The organism is Micromonospora terminaliae, assembly GCF_009671205.1.
GTDB lineage: Bacteria > Actinomycetota > Actinomycetes > Mycobacteriales > Micromonosporaceae > Micromonospora > Micromonospora terminaliae.
Genome location: NZ_CP045309.1, coordinates 118,325 through 135,152 on the forward strand (window position 1 = coordinate 118,325; position 16,828 = coordinate 135,152).

Below are 16,828 nucleotides of genomic sequence, written 5' to 3' on the forward strand. Positions count from 1 at the left end.
GCGCGCCCGGGCGGTCCGGGACGGCTATCGTCGGCGGTCGTGAAGGTATGGATTCCGCACCCGGCCGGCCGGGGCCTCGTCGGCGAGCTGCCTCCGGGCGTCACCGTGGAGGTGCTGGAGGACCCCGCCCGGCCGCCGTCGTCCCCGGCCGGCGTGCGCTTCTGGGTGCCGCCCTTTCTCGCCGGCCCGGACGCCGGCGCGTTCCTGGCCGAGCTGCCGGACCTGGAGGTCGTGCAGCTCCTTTCCGCCGGGGCGGATGCCTGGGTGGGGCGGGTTCCCGAGGGCGTGACGCTCTGCGACGCCCGGGGTGTGCACGACTCGGCCACCGCCGAGTGGGTGGTCACCGCGATCCTGTCCGCGCTGCGCGGCTTCGGCCCGCTGGCCCGCGCCCAGGCCCGCCGGGAGTGGGCGTTCGACGAGGTGGCCCCGACCGACGAGCTGGCCGGCAAGCGGGTGCTGATCGTCGGCGCCGGCTCGATCGGCGCGGCCGTCCGGGCCCGGCTGGCCCCGTTCGAGGTGACCTTCACCCTGGTCGCCCGGTCGCCGCGTCCGGCCGAGGGCGTGCACGGTGTGGACGAGCTGCCCGCCCTCCTGCCCGAGGCGGACGTGGTGGTGCTGCTCGTGCCGTTGACCGACCAGACCCGGGGGCTGGTCGACGAGAAGTTCCTCGCCGCGATGCCGGACGGCGCGCTGCTGGTCAACGCCGCCCGGGGCCCGGTGGCCCGCACCCCGGCCCTGGTCGCGGAGCTGGCGTCGGGCCGGCTGCGGGCCGCGCTGGACGTGACCGACCCGGAGCCGCTGCCCGCCGACCATCCCCTGTGGGAGCTGCCGAACGTGCTGCTCACGCCGCACGTCGCCGGGTCGGTCCGTGGCCTGCTGCCGCGCGCGTACCGGCTCGTGGGGGAGCAGGTGCGCCGGTTCGCCGCCGGGCAACCGCTGGCGAACCGGGTGGTCGACGGCTACTGACCGGTCAGCCCGCGGACTCGGGCAGGGCCTGCCCGGTGGCGGCGACCAGCCGGGGCAGGTCGGCGGCGCGGACCGCGGGGAGCACCAGCGTCTCGCCGTCGTCGAGCCGGGCGACCGCCCGGCCGCGCGGGTCGGCGGCCAGCTCGGCGACCCGCTCCCAGGGCACCCTCCGCTGGCCGAGCAGCGCCCGCAGCCGCAGCTCGCGGGCGTCCGCGTCGGTGCCGGCCCGCCACGCCCAGACGCCGACCGCGAGCGGGATCAGCAGCACCCAGAGCAGCCACCACCGCGCGGTCGCCAGCGGCAGCGCGCCGAGGAACGCGACGATCGCGGCGACGAGGATCGCCTGGCTGTGGCGGAAACGGACGGTGTCGGCGCGGCTCACCACCCGATGATCCCACCCCGCACCGGCGCCGGCTCCGGCGGGCGGCGGGCGCCGACGGGACGCGAGGTGTGACGGGCGTCACGTCGGGTGTCGCGTAACCACGAGTGTCCGGGATCGTTTATGGGCGTGGCCGCGCCGGTCCCCGTCCGGCGCCGGCCGCACCCGCACCCGACCCGTTGACCCCGCACGTCGTACCGCAACCGCACCGCCCCGTGCCCCCTCACGAAGGCGACCGCCGTGCCCGTCACCCACCCCGCCGCCGGCCCCCTCCGCCGGCCACCGCTGCCCGACCTCGCCGTGTCGCTCGCCGGCGCGCTGTTCGTCCTCGCCGGTGCCGCCGGCCTGGTTCCCGGCCCGGCCGCCGTGGCGCTCGCCGTGGCCGGTGGCTCCGCCCTGGCCTGCGTCCGGCTCGCCTGGCTGGCCGGCGCCCCGCCCGCGCCACCCGACCCGGCCGCCCCCGCGCCCGCCGGCCGGCAGGCCCGCCGGGTGGCGCTGTCCCGCCGTGTCGCCGGGATCCTCGACGCCGCCGTGCTGGCCGCCGGCCTCACCGTCGCGGTGCTGCCGCTGAGCGACCCGGCGCACCGGCTGCCGGTCGCGCTGGCCGGATTGACGATCACCGCCCCGCTGTACGCGCTCGCCCTGCTGCGGTTGCCCGGCCGCTCCCGTCTCTCCGGCGGTGAACGGCTGCGGCGCGGCGTGGACGTGGCCGGCCTCGGCGTCAGCCTGGTCTTCGCCGGCTGGGTGCTGCTGCCCGCCGGTCCGGTGCCCCCGGCCGCGCGGGCCGCCAGCGTCGGCGGCGCCCTGGCGCTGGCCGTCCTGCTGGTGGCCGCGTTCGCCGAGCGGCGGCGACGGCCCGGCGCGGCCCGCTGCCATGCCGGCGCGGCCACCACGCTCGGTGCGCTGGCGCTGCTCGTGGTCCTGCTCGCCTACGCCACCCCGGAGCGGGCCCTGCTGGTCGTCGCGCCGCCGCTGCTCGCCGGCGCGCTGCTCACCGCGGCCGGCGCCCGGCGCACCGCCGCCGGGGAGCGGCCGCGCCGGGACGCGGCGCCGGCCGCCTGGCCCGGCCTCACCGCGCCGGCCGGCATCGCGGCGCTGGCCGCCGGTCAGCACCTGTGGACGGTGGGCGAGTTCACCGCCCCGGCGATCGCGCTCGGGCTGTCCGTCATCCCGCCCATGGTCGTACGCGAGGTCCTCGCGGCCACCGACCAGCGGCGCCGGGCCGAGCGGCTGGCCGCCAGCGAGGCACGGCTGCGGCACCTCGTCGGGGAGGACCGCCTGCCCGCCGACACCCCGCCGGCCGACCGGGCGGAGCTGGTCCACGCCCTCACCCGGCGGGCCGGCGGCGCGCTGCTCGTGGTCGACCTGCACGGCGCCGACGAGACGGCGGTGCTCGACCGGCCGGTGCTGGCCGAGGTCGTCCACCGGCTCCGGTCCGGCTCCGGCGCGCACGACCTGGTGGCCCGGCTCACCGACACCGAGTTCGCCGTGCTCACCGACCTCGGCCCGGTGCCCGCGTACGCGCTGGGCACCCGGCTGCTGGCCGCGCTCGCCGAGCCGTGTCCACGGCCCGGCGGGGTGAGCCGGATCCGGGCGAGCATCGGGCTGGCCGAGACCACCGGCGGCGAGCCGGAGGACGTGCTGCGCCAGGCCGACCTGGCCCGGCGGCGCGCCGTGCAGCTCGGCCGCGACCGGGTCGAGTGGTACGACGCCTACCTGGAGGAGCAGCTGGTCCGCCGGCTGGACCTGGAACGCGAGCTGCCGGGCGCGGTCGCCCGGGGCGAGCTGGACCTGGTCTACCAGCCGGTGCTGGCGCTGGCCGACCGGCAGCCGGTGGGCACCGAGGCGCTGCTGCGCTGGCGCAGTCCCGCACTGGGCACGGTGCTGCCGGAGGAGCTGCTGCCCGTCGCGGCCGACCTCGACCTGCTCGGCGAGGTCGGGCGGTGGGTGCTGGACCGGGCCTGCCGGCAGCTCGCCGACTGGTCGGGCAGCGGCCGGGAGCTGTGGATGGCGGTCAACGTCACGCCCCGGGAGCTGGCCGCGCCCGATTTCGTGGCCCGTACGGCGACGGCCCTGGCCGCGTACGACGTGCCGCCGGAGCGCCTGGTGGTCGAGGTGGCCGAGCCGGCGGTGGCCGCCGAGCTGTCCACCGTGGTGGCCCGGCTCGCCGGTCTCCGCTCGCTCGGCGTCCGCACCGCGCTCGACGACTTCCGTGCCGAGCACGCCTCGCTCGCCCAGCTCCGCCGGCTCCCGATCGACTTGCTCAAGGTGGGCCCGCACCTGGTCGGGCCGGGCGCCGACGGGCAGCGCCCGCTGATCGACGTGGTCGCCAACCTGGGCGACCGGCTCGGGCTGGAGGTGGTGGTCGAGGGGCTGGAGTCCGACGCCCAGGTGGCCGGCGCCCGGCGGGCCGGCTGCCGCTACGGGCAGGGCTTCGTGCTGGCCCGGCCGGCCCCGGCCGAGCGGGTGGAGGCGTGGTTCGAGGAGTTTCCCTCGACACCCCGCTGACCTGGCCGGCCGTCCAGGTTGCTGAACCGGTTCAGCGCAGGCGCGGCGGCGCGGTGCTGCCGCGCGGCGTGAGGTGGGCGGTCTCGTCCTGGAGCCCGGCCACCGGCTCGCCCGCGATCACGGCGAGGAGTTGGCGCGCGGCGTGCGCCCCGTACGCCGGGATGTCGCGGCCCAGCGCGGTGAGCGGCGGGTGCACGAGCTGGCAGAGCGGGGAGTCGTCCCAGGCCACGATGGACAGGTCGCCGGGCACGGCCAGCCCCATCTCCTGGGCAACGGAGAGCCCGGCGATCGCCATCACGTCGTTGTCGTAGATGACCGCGGTGGGCCGCGCGGCGGAGCTGAGCAGGCGGCGGGTGGCCCGCGCCCCCTCCTCGCCGGTGTAGTCGGACCACACCGTGCTGGCCTCGTCGAGCCCGAGCCGCCGGCACACCTGCGTGAACGCGTCGGTGCGGATCTCGGTGTGCAGCAGCGAGGGCAGCCCGCCGACCCGGGCGATCCGCCGGTGGCCGAGCGCGACCAGGTACTCCACCGTCTCGACCAGGGCCGCCGCGTCGTCGGACCACACGCTGGCCAGGCTGCCGGTGTGGCCCGGCCCGCCGATGACGACGGCCGGCAGCTGCAACTCCTCCAGCGCGGGCACCCGCCGGTCGTCGGTGCGCAGGTCGCAGACGAACACGCCGTCCACCCGGCGCTCGGCCCACCAGCGGCGGTAGACCGCGATCTCGGCGTCCTGGTCCGCCACCACCTGGAGGGTCAGCGCGTAGGAGCGGGCCGACAGCTCGGCCTCCACGCCGCTGATCAGCTCCATGAAGAAGGGCTCGATGCCCAGTATCCGGGCGGGCCGGCACAGGGCCAGGCCGACCGCCTTGGCGGTGGCGCCGGACAGCGCCCGGGCGGCACTGCTCGGGCTGAACCCGATCTCCGCGGCGATCGCCAGGATCCGCTGGCGGGTCGCCTCGGACACGCCGGGCTGGCCGTTCAGCGCGTACGACACCGCGCCCTTGGAGACCCCGGCCCGCCGGGCGACATCGGCGATGGTCGGCCGCTTCACCGGCGCTCCTCCACTGGTCCGGCCCTCGCGGGCCCGTCTCCGCCGCCGGGGTGAACCGGCGGCCGTCACGCTAATGCACCGCCCGCGGCGCCGTCGGTCCGGCGCGGTGCGCCGCTTGCGCGGTTAAGCTCGATGGTCGCGGTCTCCGACCTGGCCAGCGGCAACTACGTGATCTACCGGCGGGTCCTGGCCGGGGCGTTCATCGCCACCGTGCCGCTGCTCGTCATGCTGTTCATCGGTGGACGTCAGATCGTCCGCGGAATCATGGAAGGCGCGGTGAAGTCGTGAGCCGTCAGACGCTGCACGAGGGTTGGGTGCTGCGGGCCGTACCGGGTCCGCAGGTGCCGCCGGAGCTCGCCGGGCGGGCCGTGCCGGCGACCGTCCCCGGAGAAGTGCACACCGACCTGCTGGCGGCCGGCCTCATCCCCGACCCCTACCTCGACGACAACGAGAACCGCCTGCACTGGATCGGCCGCACCGACTGGGTCTACGAGACCACCGTCCAGCGGCCGCCCGGCGACGACGAGCGGATCGACCTCGTCTGCGCCGGCCTGGACACGGTCGCCACGGTCGGCCTCAACGGCACCGAGGTCGGCCGCACCGAGAACCAGCACCGCGGCTACCGGTTCCCGGTCGGCCCGCTGCTCCGGCCGGGCGCCAACACGCTCACCGTGCGCTTCGACTCGGCGTACCGCTACGCCGAGGCGCACCGGGACCGGCTCGGCGACCGGCCCAACGCGTACCCGGAGCCGTTCCACTTCATCCGCAAGACCGCCTGCAACTTCGGCTGGGACTGGGGACCGACCGTGGTCACCGCCGGCATCTGGCAGGAGATCGGGCTGCACGCCTGGTCCACCGCCCGGCTGGCCACCGTTCGGCCGCTGGTCACCGTCGAGGGCGGCACCGGCCGGGTGGAGCTGCACGTCGAGGTCGAGCGGATGCAGGACGGCCCGCTCACCGTGCGGGCCACCGTGGCGGGCGCCGCCGTCGAGGTCACCGTCCCGGCCGGTGAGTGCCGGGCCGTGGCGACCCTCACCGTCCGCGATCCGGCGCTCTGGTGGCCCGCCGGGTACGGCGACCAGCCCCTCCACGACCTCGACGTGACGCTCCACGCCGCGGACGGCCCGGTGCTGGACCGGTGGTCCCGGCGGATCGGCTTCCGCTCGGTACGCCTGGACACCGCGCCCGACGCGCACGGCTCCGCGTTCACCCTGCACGTCAACGAGGTGCCGGTCTTCGTGAAAGGGGTCAACTGGATCCCCGACGACGCGTTCCCCAACCGGGTCACCCGGGCCCGCCTCGCCGAGCGGTTCGGGCAGGCGGTCGGCGCGAACGTGAACCTGCTGCGGGTCTGGGGCGGCGGCCGCTACGAGTCGGAGGACTTCTACGAGCTGGCCGACGAGCTCGGGCTGCTGGTGCAGCAGGACTTCCTCTTCGCCTGCGCCGCCTACCCCGAGGAGGAGCCGTTCCGCAGCGAGGTCGAGGCGGAGGCGCGGGAGCAGGTCACCCGGCTCGCGAGCCACCCCTCGCTCGTGCTCTGGACCGGCAACAACGAGAACATCTGGGGCTGGCACGACTGGGACTGGCAGGAGCCGCTCGCCGGCCGCACCTGGGGACGCGGCTACTACCTGGACCTGCTGCCCGCGGTCGTCGGCGAGCTGGACCCCACCCGGCCGTACTGGCCGGGCAGCCCCTGGTCGGGCAGCGAGGACGTGCACCCCAACGACCCGGCGCACGGCACCACACACATCTGGGACGTGTGGAACACCGACGACTACACGAAGTACCGGGAGTACGTGCCCCGCTTCGTCGCCGAGTTCGGCTACCAGGCGCCCCCCGCGTACGCGACGCTGCGCCGGGCCCTCTCCGACGAGCCCCTCGCCCACGACTCGCCCGGGATGGCGCACCACCAGAAGGCCGCCGACGGGGACCGGAAACTCCAGCGTGGACTCGAGGCCCACCTGCCGGCGCCCGCGGGCTTCGACGACTGGCACTACCTCACCCAGCTCAACCAGGCCCGGGCCATCCAGCTCGGCGTCGAGCACTTCCGCTCGTACCGGCCGGTCTGCATGGGCACGATCGTCTGGCAGCTCAACGACTGCTGGCCGGTCACCTCGTGGGCGGCGGTCGACGGCGACGGGCGGCGCAAACCCCTCTGGTACGCGCTCCGCCGCGCCTACGCGCCCCGCCTGCTCACCGTGCAGCCGCGCGACGGCGGGCTGGCGCTCGTGGCGGTGAACGAGACCGGCGAGGCGTGGCACGCGCCGGCCACGGTCACCCGGGTCGGCCTCACCGGGGAGCCGAGGGCGAAGACCTCGGTGGACCTCGACGTCCCGGCGTACTCCTCGGTGGTGCTGGCGCTGCCGGCGGAGCTGGCGCGGCCGGACGAGGCCCGGCGGGAGCTGCTGGTCGCGGAGGCCGGGGAGACCGCGGAGCGGGCGCTGTGGTTCTTCGCCACCGACCGGGAGATCGAGTGGCCGGCGGCGGAGCTCGCCGCGACGGTCGAGCCGGTCGAGGGCGGGCAGCGGGTGCGGGTGACCGCCCGGACGCTGCTGCGCGACCTGACCCTCTTCCCGGACCGGCTCGACCCGTCCGCGCAGGTCGACGGGGCGCTGGTCACCCTGCTGCCGGGGGAGTCGGCCACCTTCACCGTGCACTCCGGGGCCGCGCTCGACCCCGCCGCGCTGACCACCCGCCCGGTGCTCCGCTGCGTCAACGACCTCACCGGGTAACCGTTCCTGGATCTTGGCGAGTTGCCGTTCGTGGCGGACGGCAAGTCGCCAAGATCTCGGCAGCTAGTTGAAGATTTTCGCAAGTGCTAAAGTCTTCAGGGTTTTCCGGGGAGGAGTCGTCGTGTCGGTGCCGCTGTACCAGGCCAAGGCGGAGCTGTTCCGCACCCTCGGACACCCGGTCCGGATCCGGGTGCTCGAGCTGCTCCAGGACGGGCCCAAGCCGGTCCGCGACCTGCTCGCCGCCATCGACGTCGAGCCGTCCAACCTCTCCCAGCAGCTCGCCGTCCTGCGCCGGGCCGGCATGGTCACCTCGCACCGCGACGGCCCGCTGGTCGTCTACTCGCTCAGCACCCCGGACGTGGCCGACCTGCTCGCCGCCGGCCGGCGGATCCTCGGCGCGGTCCTGACCGATCGGGACGCCCTCCTCGACGAGCTTCGCGCCGGGGAAGGGGAGCGGTGAACGCGGCGGCCCCCTCGGCCATCGACGGCCCGTCCCGTCCCGGCGTCCCCGGCGGCGGTCCACGGCGGGCCGGCCGGCTGCTCCGGACCCGGCTGTCCGGGCTGCTGCCGGGCCGGTCCGACTGGGCGGCGGTACGCCGCTCGCCCCGCCGCGACCTGCTCGCCGGGCTCACCGTGGCCGTGGTGGCGCTGCCCCTCGCGCTCGCCTTCGGCGTCACCTCCGGGCTCGGCGCGCAGGCCGGGCTGGTCACCGCCGTGGTCGCGGGGGCCGTCGCCGCGATCTTCGGCGGCTCCAACCTCCAGGTCTCCGGCCCCACCGGGGCGATGACCGTGGTGCTCGTGCCGGTGGTGCAGCGCTTCGGCGCCCGCGGCGTGCTGATGGTCGGCGCGCTGGCCGGCCTTATCCTGCTCGCCCTCGCCCTGGCCCGCCTCGGCCGCTACGTCCGCTATCTGCCCACGCCCGTGATCGAGGGCTTCACCGCCGGCATCGCCGTGGTCATCGCCCTGCAACAGGTGCCGGCGGCCCTCGGCGTCACGGATGCCCACGGCGAGAAGGTCTGGGCGGTGGCCGCCGACGCGGTCGTGCGGTTCGCCGCCCACCCCCGGCCCGTGGCCGTCGCCATGGCGCTGGCCGTGGCCACGCTCATGCTGCTCGGCGCCCGATGGCGGCCCGGCCTGCCGTTCTCCCTGCTCGGCGTGGCCGCCGCCACGCTGTTCGCCGAACTCGCCCCGGTCGAGCTGGTCCGCATCGGCGCCCTGCCGCAGGGACTGCCGAGCCCCGCACTGGACTTCCTCGACCCCGGCGCGCTCGGCGTGCTGCTGCCCAGCGCGCTCGCGGTGGCCGCGCTCGCCGCCCTGGAGAGCCTGCTCTCGGCGACCGTGGCGGACGGGATGACCGTCGGCGAACGGCACGACCCGGACCGGGAACTGTTCGGGCAGGGCCTGGCCAACCTGGCCGCCCCGGTCTTCGGCGGCATCCCGGCCACCGCCGCCATCGCTCGCACGGCCGTCAACGTGCGGGCCGGCGCCTCGTCGAAGCTCGCTGCGCTCACCCACGCCGTCGCCCTCGCCGCCATCGTGCTGGCCGCCGCCCCGCTCGTCGGCCGCATTCCGCTCGCCGCGCTGGCCGGGGTGCTGCTCGCCACCACCGTGCGGATGGTGGAGGCCGGGTCGCTGCGTGCGCTGTTCCGGGCCACCCGGGCCGACGCCGTGGTGCTGGTGCTCACCTTCGCGGTCACCGTGATCTGGGACCTGGTCACCGCGGTGGCGGTCGGGCTGGCCGTGGCCGTCGTGCTCGCGCTGCGCGCGGTGGCCCGCAGCGCCCGGTTGGAACAGGTCCCCCTCGACCCCGGCGAGCACAGCGCCGAGGAGCACGCGCTGCTGGCCGAGCACATCGTCGCCTACCGGCTGGACGGGCCGCTCTTCTTCGCCGCCGCGCACACCTTCCTGCTGGAGCTGGCCGAGGTGGCCGACGTCCGGGTGGTCATCCTGCGGATGTCCCGCGTGTCCACCGTGGACGCCACCGGCGCGCAGGTGCTCGGCGACGCCGTCGACCGGCTGCGCGGGCGGGGGATCGCCGTGCTGCTCTCCGGCATCACCGCCGGCCACGACCAGGTGCTCAGCACGCTGGGCGTGGCGGCGGAGCTGCGCCGGGAGGGGCTGATCTTCCCGGACACCCCGGCCGCCATCCGCCACGCCCGCACCATCGCCCTGGCGGGCTGACCGCCCGGGGCGGCTTACTCCGGGACCCGCCGGTACGCGCCGTCGCTGGCCGAGGTGGCCATCGAGGCGTACGCGCGCAGCGCCGCCGACACCGGCCGGACCCGGTCGGCCGGGGTGTACGGGCGGTCCCGCTTCTCCTCGGCCACCCGGCGCGCCTGGAGCACGTCGTCGGGCACGTTGAGCTGGATCGACCGGGCCGGGATGTCGATGACGATCTCGTCGCCCTCCCGGACCAGCGCGATGAGCCCGCCCGACGCCGCCTCCGGGGAGACGTGCCCGATGGACAGGCCGGACGTGCCGCCGGAGAACCGGCCGTCGGTGAGCAGCGCGCAGGAGCGGCCCAGCCCGCGGCCCTTGAGGAACGAGGTGGGGTAGAGCATCTCCTGCATGCCGGGGCCGCCCTTCGGGCCCTCGTAGCGGATCACCACCACGTCCCCGGCCACGACCTCCTTGGCCAGGATGGCCGTGACCGCGTCGTCCTGCGACTCGTAGACCTTCGCCGGCCCGCGGAAGGTCAGGCACTCCTCGGGCACCCCGGCGGTCTTCACCACGCAGCCGTCCGGCGCGAGGTTGCCGTGCAGGATGGCCAGCCCGCCGTCCGCGCTGTACGCGTGCTCGCGGTCCCGGACGCAGCCGCCGGCCGCGTCGGTGTCCAGCGAGGACCAGCGGTTGGTGGTGGAGAACGGCTCGGTGGTGCGCACCCCGCCCGGTGCGGCGTGGAACAGCTCGACCGCCTCCCGGGTGGCCGAGCCGCCGCGGACGTCCCAGTCGGCGAGCCACTGCTGGAGCGAGGGGGAGTGCACCGCGTGCACGTCCCGGTGGAGCAGGCCGGCGCGGTCGAGCTCGCCGAGGATGGCCGGGATGCCGCCGGCCCGGTGCACGTCCTCCATGTGGTACTGCGGGGAGTTCGGCGCGACCTTGGCCAGGCAGGGCACCCGCCGGGAGATGGCGTCGATGTCGGCCACGCCGAAGTCCAGTTCCGCCTCGCGGGCGGCGGCCAGCAGGTGCAGCACCGTGTTGGTCGAGCCGCCCATGGCCACGTCGAGCGCCACGGCGTTCTCGAAGGCGGCCCGGCTGGCGATCGACCGGGGCAGCACGGAGGCGTCGTCCGAGTCGTACCAGCGCTTGGCGATCTCCACGGCGGTGCGGCCGGCCTCGACGAAGAGCGACCGGCGGGCGGCGTGGGTGGCCAGCGTCGAGCCGTTGCCGGGCAGGGCCAGGCCGATGGCCTCGGTGAGGCAGTTCATCGAGTTGGCCGTGAACATGCCGGAGCAGGAGCCGCAGGTCGGGCACGCGGAGCGCTCGATCTCGCCGAGCTGCTCCTCGGTGACGGCCTCGTTCGAGGAGGCGATCATGGCGTCGATCAGGTCGATCTTGGAGTGGACGACGCCCTCGATGGCCACCGTCTTGCCGGCCTCCATGGGGCCGCCGGAGACGAAGACGGTCGGGATGTTGAGCCGCAGCGCGGCCAGCAGCATGCCCGGGGTGATCTTGTCGCAGTTGGAGATGCAGACCAGGGCGTCCGCGCAGTGCGCGTTGACCATGTACTCGACCGCGTCGGCGATCAGCTCGCGGCTGGGCAGCGAGTAGAGCATGCCGCCGTGGCCCATGGCGATGCCGTCGTCCACCGCGATGGTGTTGAACTCCCGGCCCACGCCGCCGGCCTCGGCCACCGCGTCGGCCACCAGGCCGCCGAGGTCCTTGAGGTGTACGTGGCCGGGGACGAACTGGGTGAAACTGTTCGCGATGGCGACGATCGGCTTGCCGAAGTCGTCGTCGGTCATCCCGGTGGCCCGCCACAGGGCCCGGGCGCCGGCCATCGTCCGACCGTGGGTGGATGTCCTCGACCGCAGCTCAGGCATGCATACCAGTCTGACACCGCCGCCGCGGTGGCCCCCGGGCACACGCGCCGTGTCCCAACAGTTGCACACCCGGTGCCCCACGGGAGGCGCCGATCCGGCACAGTTGAGGTCGTGCAGTCGTCCCCGGGGATGGTCATCGTCGCGGTGCTGAGCGGGCTCGCCGCAGCCGGCGCCGCCGCCCTGCTCGCCGCCTCGGCGCGCCGGCGGGGTGGGCCGCACCGGCGGGCCCACGTGCTGCTCGCGGCCGCCGCCGGGGTCGCCCTGCTCAGCCTGCTGCTCGGGCTGGCCGGCACCCTCGCGGCCGGCGACCACTGGGCGCACCGGCAGGGGCAGCGCACCGGCTGGGCCACCCTCGTCTCGTTCGGCACCACGGCCGCCGGGCTCGGCCTCGGCGTCGCCCTGCTCCGGCTGCCCGGCACGGCCGCGGCCCGGGCGGCCACCGCCCGGCTGCTGCTCGACGGCGTGATCATGGCGGGCGCGCTCTGGTTCGTCGGCTGGGCGCTGTTCAGCCCGCCGACGCGGCTGCTCGGGGACGCGACCCCGGTCGCCTGCCTGCCCATCCTGCTGGCCACGGTCAGCGCCGCGCTCACCGCCGGGCTCACCCTGATCATGGTGCTGCGGGCGGCGCCGCCGCGCGGCCGGTTGGTCCTGCTCGGTGCCGGCGCCACCGGGGTGACCTGCGGCGGCCTCGGCCTGTCGGCCGGGCTCTGTCAGGCCGGCGCGGGCCTGGCGTTCGCGGGCGCCGCGGTGATCGCCGCCGGCCTGCTGGCCACCGCCCTGGCCGCGCACCGGGTCGACCTGCCGCAGGTCGACGTCGACCTCATCCGCCGCGACGGCGAGTACGCCTTCGTGCCGATGTTCGCGATGGCCGCCTCCGCCATGTACCACCTGGTGCAGGGCGGCCGGTTCGACGTGTTCGGCATCGCGGCCGGCAGCGTCGAGGGCTTCGCCCTGGTGGCCCGGCAGTACCTGGCCCTCAACGACGTCCGCAACTACGCGGGCCGGCTGGCCGAGCGGGAGGCGCACTTCCGCGAGCTGGCGCACACCGACCCGCTGACCGGCCTGGCCAACCGGCGCGGCCTGCTGCGCGCGCTGCACCGCTGCGCCGAGGCCGGCGTCCCCTGCGTGCTGCTCGGGCTCGACCTGGACGGCTTCAAGAACGTCAACGACATGCGCGGGCACGACGTCGGCGACGCCGTGCTGGCCGAGGTGGGCCGGCGGCTGCGCGGCAACCTGCGCCCGGGCGACCTGGCCGCCCGGCTGGGCGGCGACGAGTTCGCGGTGCTCATGCACGGCACCAGCGAGCCCGGGCCGGTCGCCGAGCGGCTGCTCGGCGTGCTGGGCCGCCCCTACGAGGAGGCCGAGGGGCCGGTCTTCCTCTCGGTCAGCATCGGGGTGGCCGGCGGCTGCGGCGAGACCGACGTCGAGCTCCTGCTGCGCAACGCCGACCTGGCACTGCGCTACGCCAAGCAGCGCGGCAAGAACCGGATCGAGCGCTACGACGCCACCTACGACCAGCTGCTGCGCCGGCGCACCATGCTGGAGCACGAGCTGCGGGGCGCCATCGAGCGCGACGAGCTGCGGCTGGCCTTCCAGCCGGTGGCGTCGCTGCCCTCGGTCCGGCCGGTCGGCGCCGAGGCGCTGCTCCGCTGGCACCACCCGGAGCTGGGCAACGTCCGGCCCGACGAGTTCATCCCGCTCGCCGAGGAGTGCGGGATGATCTCCAAGCTCGGCGCCTGGGTGCTGCACCAGGCCTGCTACCAGCTCTCCCGGTGGCTGGCCGACGGGCACGACGTCTGGGTGTCGGTCAACGTCTCGCCCCGGGAGCTGCACGCACCGGAGTACGTGGTCCAGGTCGCCGACGCGCTGCGCGCCCACCACGTGCCGCCGCAGCGGCTGGTGCTGGAGGTCACCGAGCACGCCGTCGCCACCGACCTCGACGAGCTGATCCGGCGGCTCACCGCGCTGCGCCTCACCGGCGTGCGGATCGCGCTGGACGACTTCGGCGCCGGCTACTCCTCGCTGGGGCAGCTGCGCCGGCTCCCCATCGACATCCTCAAGATCGACCACAGCCTGGTGGCCGAGCACGAGCCGGTCCGGCCGGTCGGCCGCGACGGGCCGGCGTTCGCCCCCATGGTCGACATCGTGATGCGTCTCGGGCACCAGCTCGGCCTGGAGGTGATCGCGGAGGGGGTCACCACCCCCGCCGAGCTGGCCGCCGTGGTGGCCGCCGGCTGCCGCTTCGGGCAGGGCGCGGCCTTCGGCTGGGGCGTGCCCGCCGAGCACCTGGAGGCGATGCTGGACGCGGCCACCTCGCCCGGCAACCGCCCCGCCTCGGCGCCGCCCGCCGCGCCGGCCCCACCGGCCCGGATCGGGCCGTCTCCGCTGCTGCCCCGGCTCCGGTCGAACCCGCCCGCCCAGGTGCCCGCGCCGCGTACCTCGAATGAGGGATCTTCGCAGGTCGTGCCGGGCGCGGAGAGCGCTCCGGGAGGCGACACGCCCACGTCCGTGAACCAAAATGTGGGATCAGTTGACTCATCGCGTGAGATGCGTCAGGCTTAGCCGCATGTCGTCGAACCGGTCGCTGCGAGTACTTACCTGAGCGCACTCTCCCCAACGAGAGTGCGCTGGCCCCGTGCATCTTGCACGTGGGCTTTTTTGTTGCCGTCGGACCATCGCCGGGACGCCCGCGTCCCATCCTGAGAAGCGCATCACCCACTCCAGCCGAAGGCCTGAACCGCCATGACGAGACCCACGCCAGAGACCCTCGCCCACTCCGCCCGGCGAGCCCGCCCGGCCACCGAGCCGGCCGGTGACGCCGACCACGCCCCCGCTCCCCGCACCGGTGCTCCGCAGGCCGCCCCGGCCGTACGGCAGCCCGCCACGGCGCAGGTCTCCGGCGCCGGCTCGCTCGTGCGGTCCCTCGAGGCGCTCGGCGTCGACGTCGTCTTCGGCATCCCGGGCGGCGCGATCCTGCCGGCGTACGACCCGCTCTACGACTCGACCGTCCGGCACATCCTGGTCCGGCACGAGCAGGGCGCCGGGCACGCGGCCACCGGCTACGCGCAGGCCACCGGCAAGGTCGGCGTCTGCATGGCCACCTCCGGCCCGGGCGCGACCAACCTGGTGACGCCGATCGCCGACGCGTACATGGACTCGGTGCCGATGGTGGCGATCACCGGCCAGGTGGCCCGCCCGTCGATCGGCACGGACGCCTTCCAGGAGGCGGACATCCAGGGCATCACCCTGCCGATCACGAAGCACAACTTCCTGGTGCAGACGGCCGAGGAGATCCCGCAGGTGCTCGCCGAGGCGTTCCACCTGGCCTCGACCGGCCGGCCCGGCCCGGTCCTGGTGGACATCCCCAAGGACGTCCTCCAGGCGCCGACCACCTTCACCTGGCCGCCCACCCTGGACCTGCCCGGCTACCGGCCCACCCTGCACCCGCACGGCAAGCAGATCCGCGAGGCGGCCCGGCTGATGACCAGCGCCCGCCGCCCGGTGCTCTACGTCGGCGGCGGCGTGCTCAAGGCCGGCGCCACCGAGGGGCTGCGCCGGCTGGCCGAGCTGACCGGCATCCCGGTGGTCACCACCCTGATGGCGCTCGGCGCGTTCCCCGACTCGCACCGGCAGCACCTGGGCATGCCCGGCATGCACGGCACCGTCGCCGCGGTCTACGGCCTCCAGAAGTCCGACCTCATCGTGGCCCTGGGCGCCCGCTTCGACGACCGGGTCACCGGCAAGCTGGACTCGTTCGCGCCGGACGCCACCGTGGTGCACGCCGACATCGACCCGGCCGAGATCGGGAAGAACCGGCACGCCGACGTCCCGATCGTGGGCGACGCGCGGCACGTCATCGACGAGCTGATCGCGGCCGTCATGGCCGAGCAGGCGGCCCGGCCGGCCGCCGACCTCGCCGACTGGTGGAACCAGCTCGACGACCTGCGCGGGCGCTACCCGCTGGGCTACGAGGAGCCGGCCGACGGCACGCTCTCCCCGCAGTACGTGATCAAGCGGCTGGGCGAGATCGCCGGCCCGGACACCGTCTACGTGGCGGGCGTCGGCCAGCACCAGATGTGGGCCAGCCAGTTCATCTCGTACGAGAAGCCGTACACCTGGCTCAACTCCGGCGGCCTCGGCACCATGGGCTACGCCGTCCCGGCGGCGATGGGCGCCAAGGTCGGCAAGCCGGACACCACGGTGTGGGCGGTCGACGGCGACGGCTGCTTCCAGATGACCAACCAGGAGCTGGCCACCTGCGCCCTGGAGGGCATCCCGATCAAGGTCGCCGTCATCAACAACGGCAACCTGGGCATGGTCCGGCAGTGGCAGACCCTGTTCTACGGGGAGCGTTACTCGAACACCGAGCTGGGCACCCACAAGCACCGCATCCCGGATTTCGTGAAGCTGGCCGAGGCGCTCGGCTGCGTGGGCCTGCGCTGCGAGAACGCCGCCGACGTGGACAAGACCATCGAGGCGGCCATGGCGATCACCGACGCCCCGGTGGTCATCGACTTCGTGGTCGGCAAGGACGCCATGGTGTGGCCGATGGTCGCCGCCGGCACCAGCAACGACGAGATCATGTTCGCCCGGGGCGTGCGCCCCGCCTTCGACGAGGACGAACTCTGATGACGATGCACACGCTGTCCGTGCTGGTGGAGAACAAGCCGGGCGTCCTGGCCCGGGTCTCCGGGCTGTTCTCCCGGCGCGGGTTCAACATCGACAGCCTCGCGGTGGGGGAGACCGAGAACCCCGACGTCTCCCGCATCACCATCGTGGTCAACGCCGAGTCCTCGCCGCTGGAGCAGGTGACCAAACAGCTCAACAAGCTGGTCAACGTACTCAAGATCGTCGAGCTGGACCCACAGGTCTCGGTGGCCCGGGAGCTGCTGCTGGTCAAGGTCCGCGCCGACCGCAACGCACGGGGGCAGGTCCTCGAGACGGTCGCCCTGTTCCGCGCCCGGGTGGTCGACGTCGCGCCGGACACGCTGACCATCGAGGCCACCGGCACCCCTGACAAGCTCGACGCGCTGCTGCGCGACCTGGAGCCGTTCGGCATCAAGGAGATGGTCCAGTCCGGCACGGTGGCCATCGGGCGCGGCTCCCGCTCGATCACCGCCGGCCCGGCGCTGCGCGCCGCCTGATTCGC

Annotated in this window: 12 protein-coding genes; 9 read left to right on the forward strand and 3 right to left on the reverse strand. The window is 75.1% G+C overall.

From position 1 onward, the window contains the following. Positions 1-39 precede the first annotated feature (39 nt). Positions 40-966 carry a 2-hydroxyacid dehydrogenase gene (locus GCE86_RS00560; protein ID WP_154225081.1) on the forward strand — a complete coding sequence of 309 codons (927 nt, stop codon included), beginning with the start codon at positions 40-42 and terminating at the stop codon, positions 964-966. A 4-nt stretch (positions 967-970) separates the two neighbouring features. On the opposite strand, the gene GCE86_RS00565 is transcribed toward GCE86_RS00560, so the two are convergent. Then, on the reverse strand, positions 971-1,348 hold the full coding sequence (locus GCE86_RS00565; RefSeq protein WP_154225082.1) for a PH domain-containing protein: 378 nt from the start codon (positions 1,346-1,348) through the stop codon (positions 971-973). 237 nt (positions 1,349-1,585) lie between these two features. Between GCE86_RS00565 and GCE86_RS00570 the strand changes: the two genes are divergently transcribed. Further along, positions 1,586-3,853, forward strand: a complete 2,268-nt coding sequence (locus tag GCE86_RS00570) for a putative bifunctional diguanylate cyclase/phosphodiesterase (RefSeq protein ID WP_244317132.1) — start codon at positions 1,586-1,588, stop codon at positions 3,851-3,853. 31 nt (positions 3,854-3,884) lie between these two features. Here GCE86_RS00570 and GCE86_RS00575 read toward each other — a convergent pair whose 3' ends face one another. Next, positions 3,885-4,904 carry a LacI family DNA-binding transcriptional regulator gene (locus GCE86_RS00575; protein ID WP_154225083.1) on the reverse strand — a complete coding sequence of 340 codons (1,020 nt, stop codon included), beginning with the start codon at positions 4,902-4,904 and terminating at the stop codon, positions 3,885-3,887. 132 nt (positions 4,905-5,036) lie between these two features. On the opposite strand from GCE86_RS00575, the gene GCE86_RS00580 reads away from it, so the two are divergent. From GCE86_RS00580 to GCE86_RS00595, 4 genes are all read left to right on the forward strand, one after another. Continuing rightward, positions 5,037-5,192: a hypothetical protein gene (locus GCE86_RS00580; protein WP_239542799.1), complete on the forward strand. Its 156-nt coding sequence runs from the start codon at positions 5,037-5,039 to the stop codon at positions 5,190-5,192. Beyond that, positions 5,189-7,636, forward strand: a complete 2,448-nt coding sequence (locus tag GCE86_RS00585) for a glycoside hydrolase family 2 protein (protein WP_154225084.1) — start codon at positions 5,189-5,191, stop codon at positions 7,634-7,636. Before GCE86_RS00580 ends, GCE86_RS00585 begins: the two co-directional genes overlap by 4 nt. A 121-nt stretch (positions 7,637-7,757) precedes the next feature. Then, positions 7,758-8,096 carry an ArsR/SmtB family transcription factor gene (locus GCE86_RS00590; RefSeq protein ID WP_154225085.1) on the forward strand — a complete coding sequence of 113 codons (339 nt, stop codon included), beginning with the start codon at positions 7,758-7,760 and terminating at the stop codon, positions 8,094-8,096. A 77-nt stretch (positions 8,097-8,173) separates the two neighbouring features. Continuing rightward, a complete protein-coding gene (locus GCE86_RS00595) occupies positions 8,174-9,817 on the forward strand; it encodes a SulP family inorganic anion transporter (protein ID WP_204342403.1) in 1,644 nt (547 codons plus the stop codon). A gap of 14 nt (positions 9,818-9,831) precedes the next feature. Here the strand turns inward: GCE86_RS00595 and ilvD are convergent, their stop codons facing one another. Next, positions 9,832-11,679, reverse strand: a complete 1,848-nt coding sequence (gene ilvD, locus GCE86_RS00600) for a dihydroxy-acid dehydratase (RefSeq protein WP_154225086.1) — start codon at positions 11,677-11,679, stop codon at positions 9,832-9,834. A 111-nt stretch (positions 11,680-11,790) separates the two neighbouring features. On the opposite strand from ilvD, the gene GCE86_RS00605 reads away from it, so the two are divergent. The 3 genes from GCE86_RS00605 (at position 11,791) to ilvN (ending at position 16,823) form a co-directional block, all read left to right on the forward strand. Continuing rightward, a complete protein-coding gene (locus GCE86_RS00605; RefSeq protein WP_154225087.1) occupies positions 11,791-14,241 on the forward strand; it encodes a putative bifunctional diguanylate cyclase/phosphodiesterase in 2,451 nt (816 codons plus the stop codon). Positions 14,242-14,421: 180 nt separating this feature from the next. Further along, positions 14,422-16,308, forward strand: coding sequence for an acetolactate synthase large subunit (locus GCE86_RS00610; RefSeq protein ID WP_154225088.1), 1,887 nt, complete (start codon positions 14,422-14,424; stop codon positions 16,306-16,308). After that, positions 16,308-16,823, forward strand: a complete 516-nt coding sequence (ilvN, locus tag GCE86_RS00615; protein ID WP_046563652.1) for an acetolactate synthase small subunit — start codon at positions 16,308-16,310, stop codon at positions 16,821-16,823. The genes GCE86_RS00610 and ilvN overlap by 1 nt, the downstream gene beginning before the upstream one ends. Positions 16,824-16,828 lie beyond the last annotated feature (5 nt).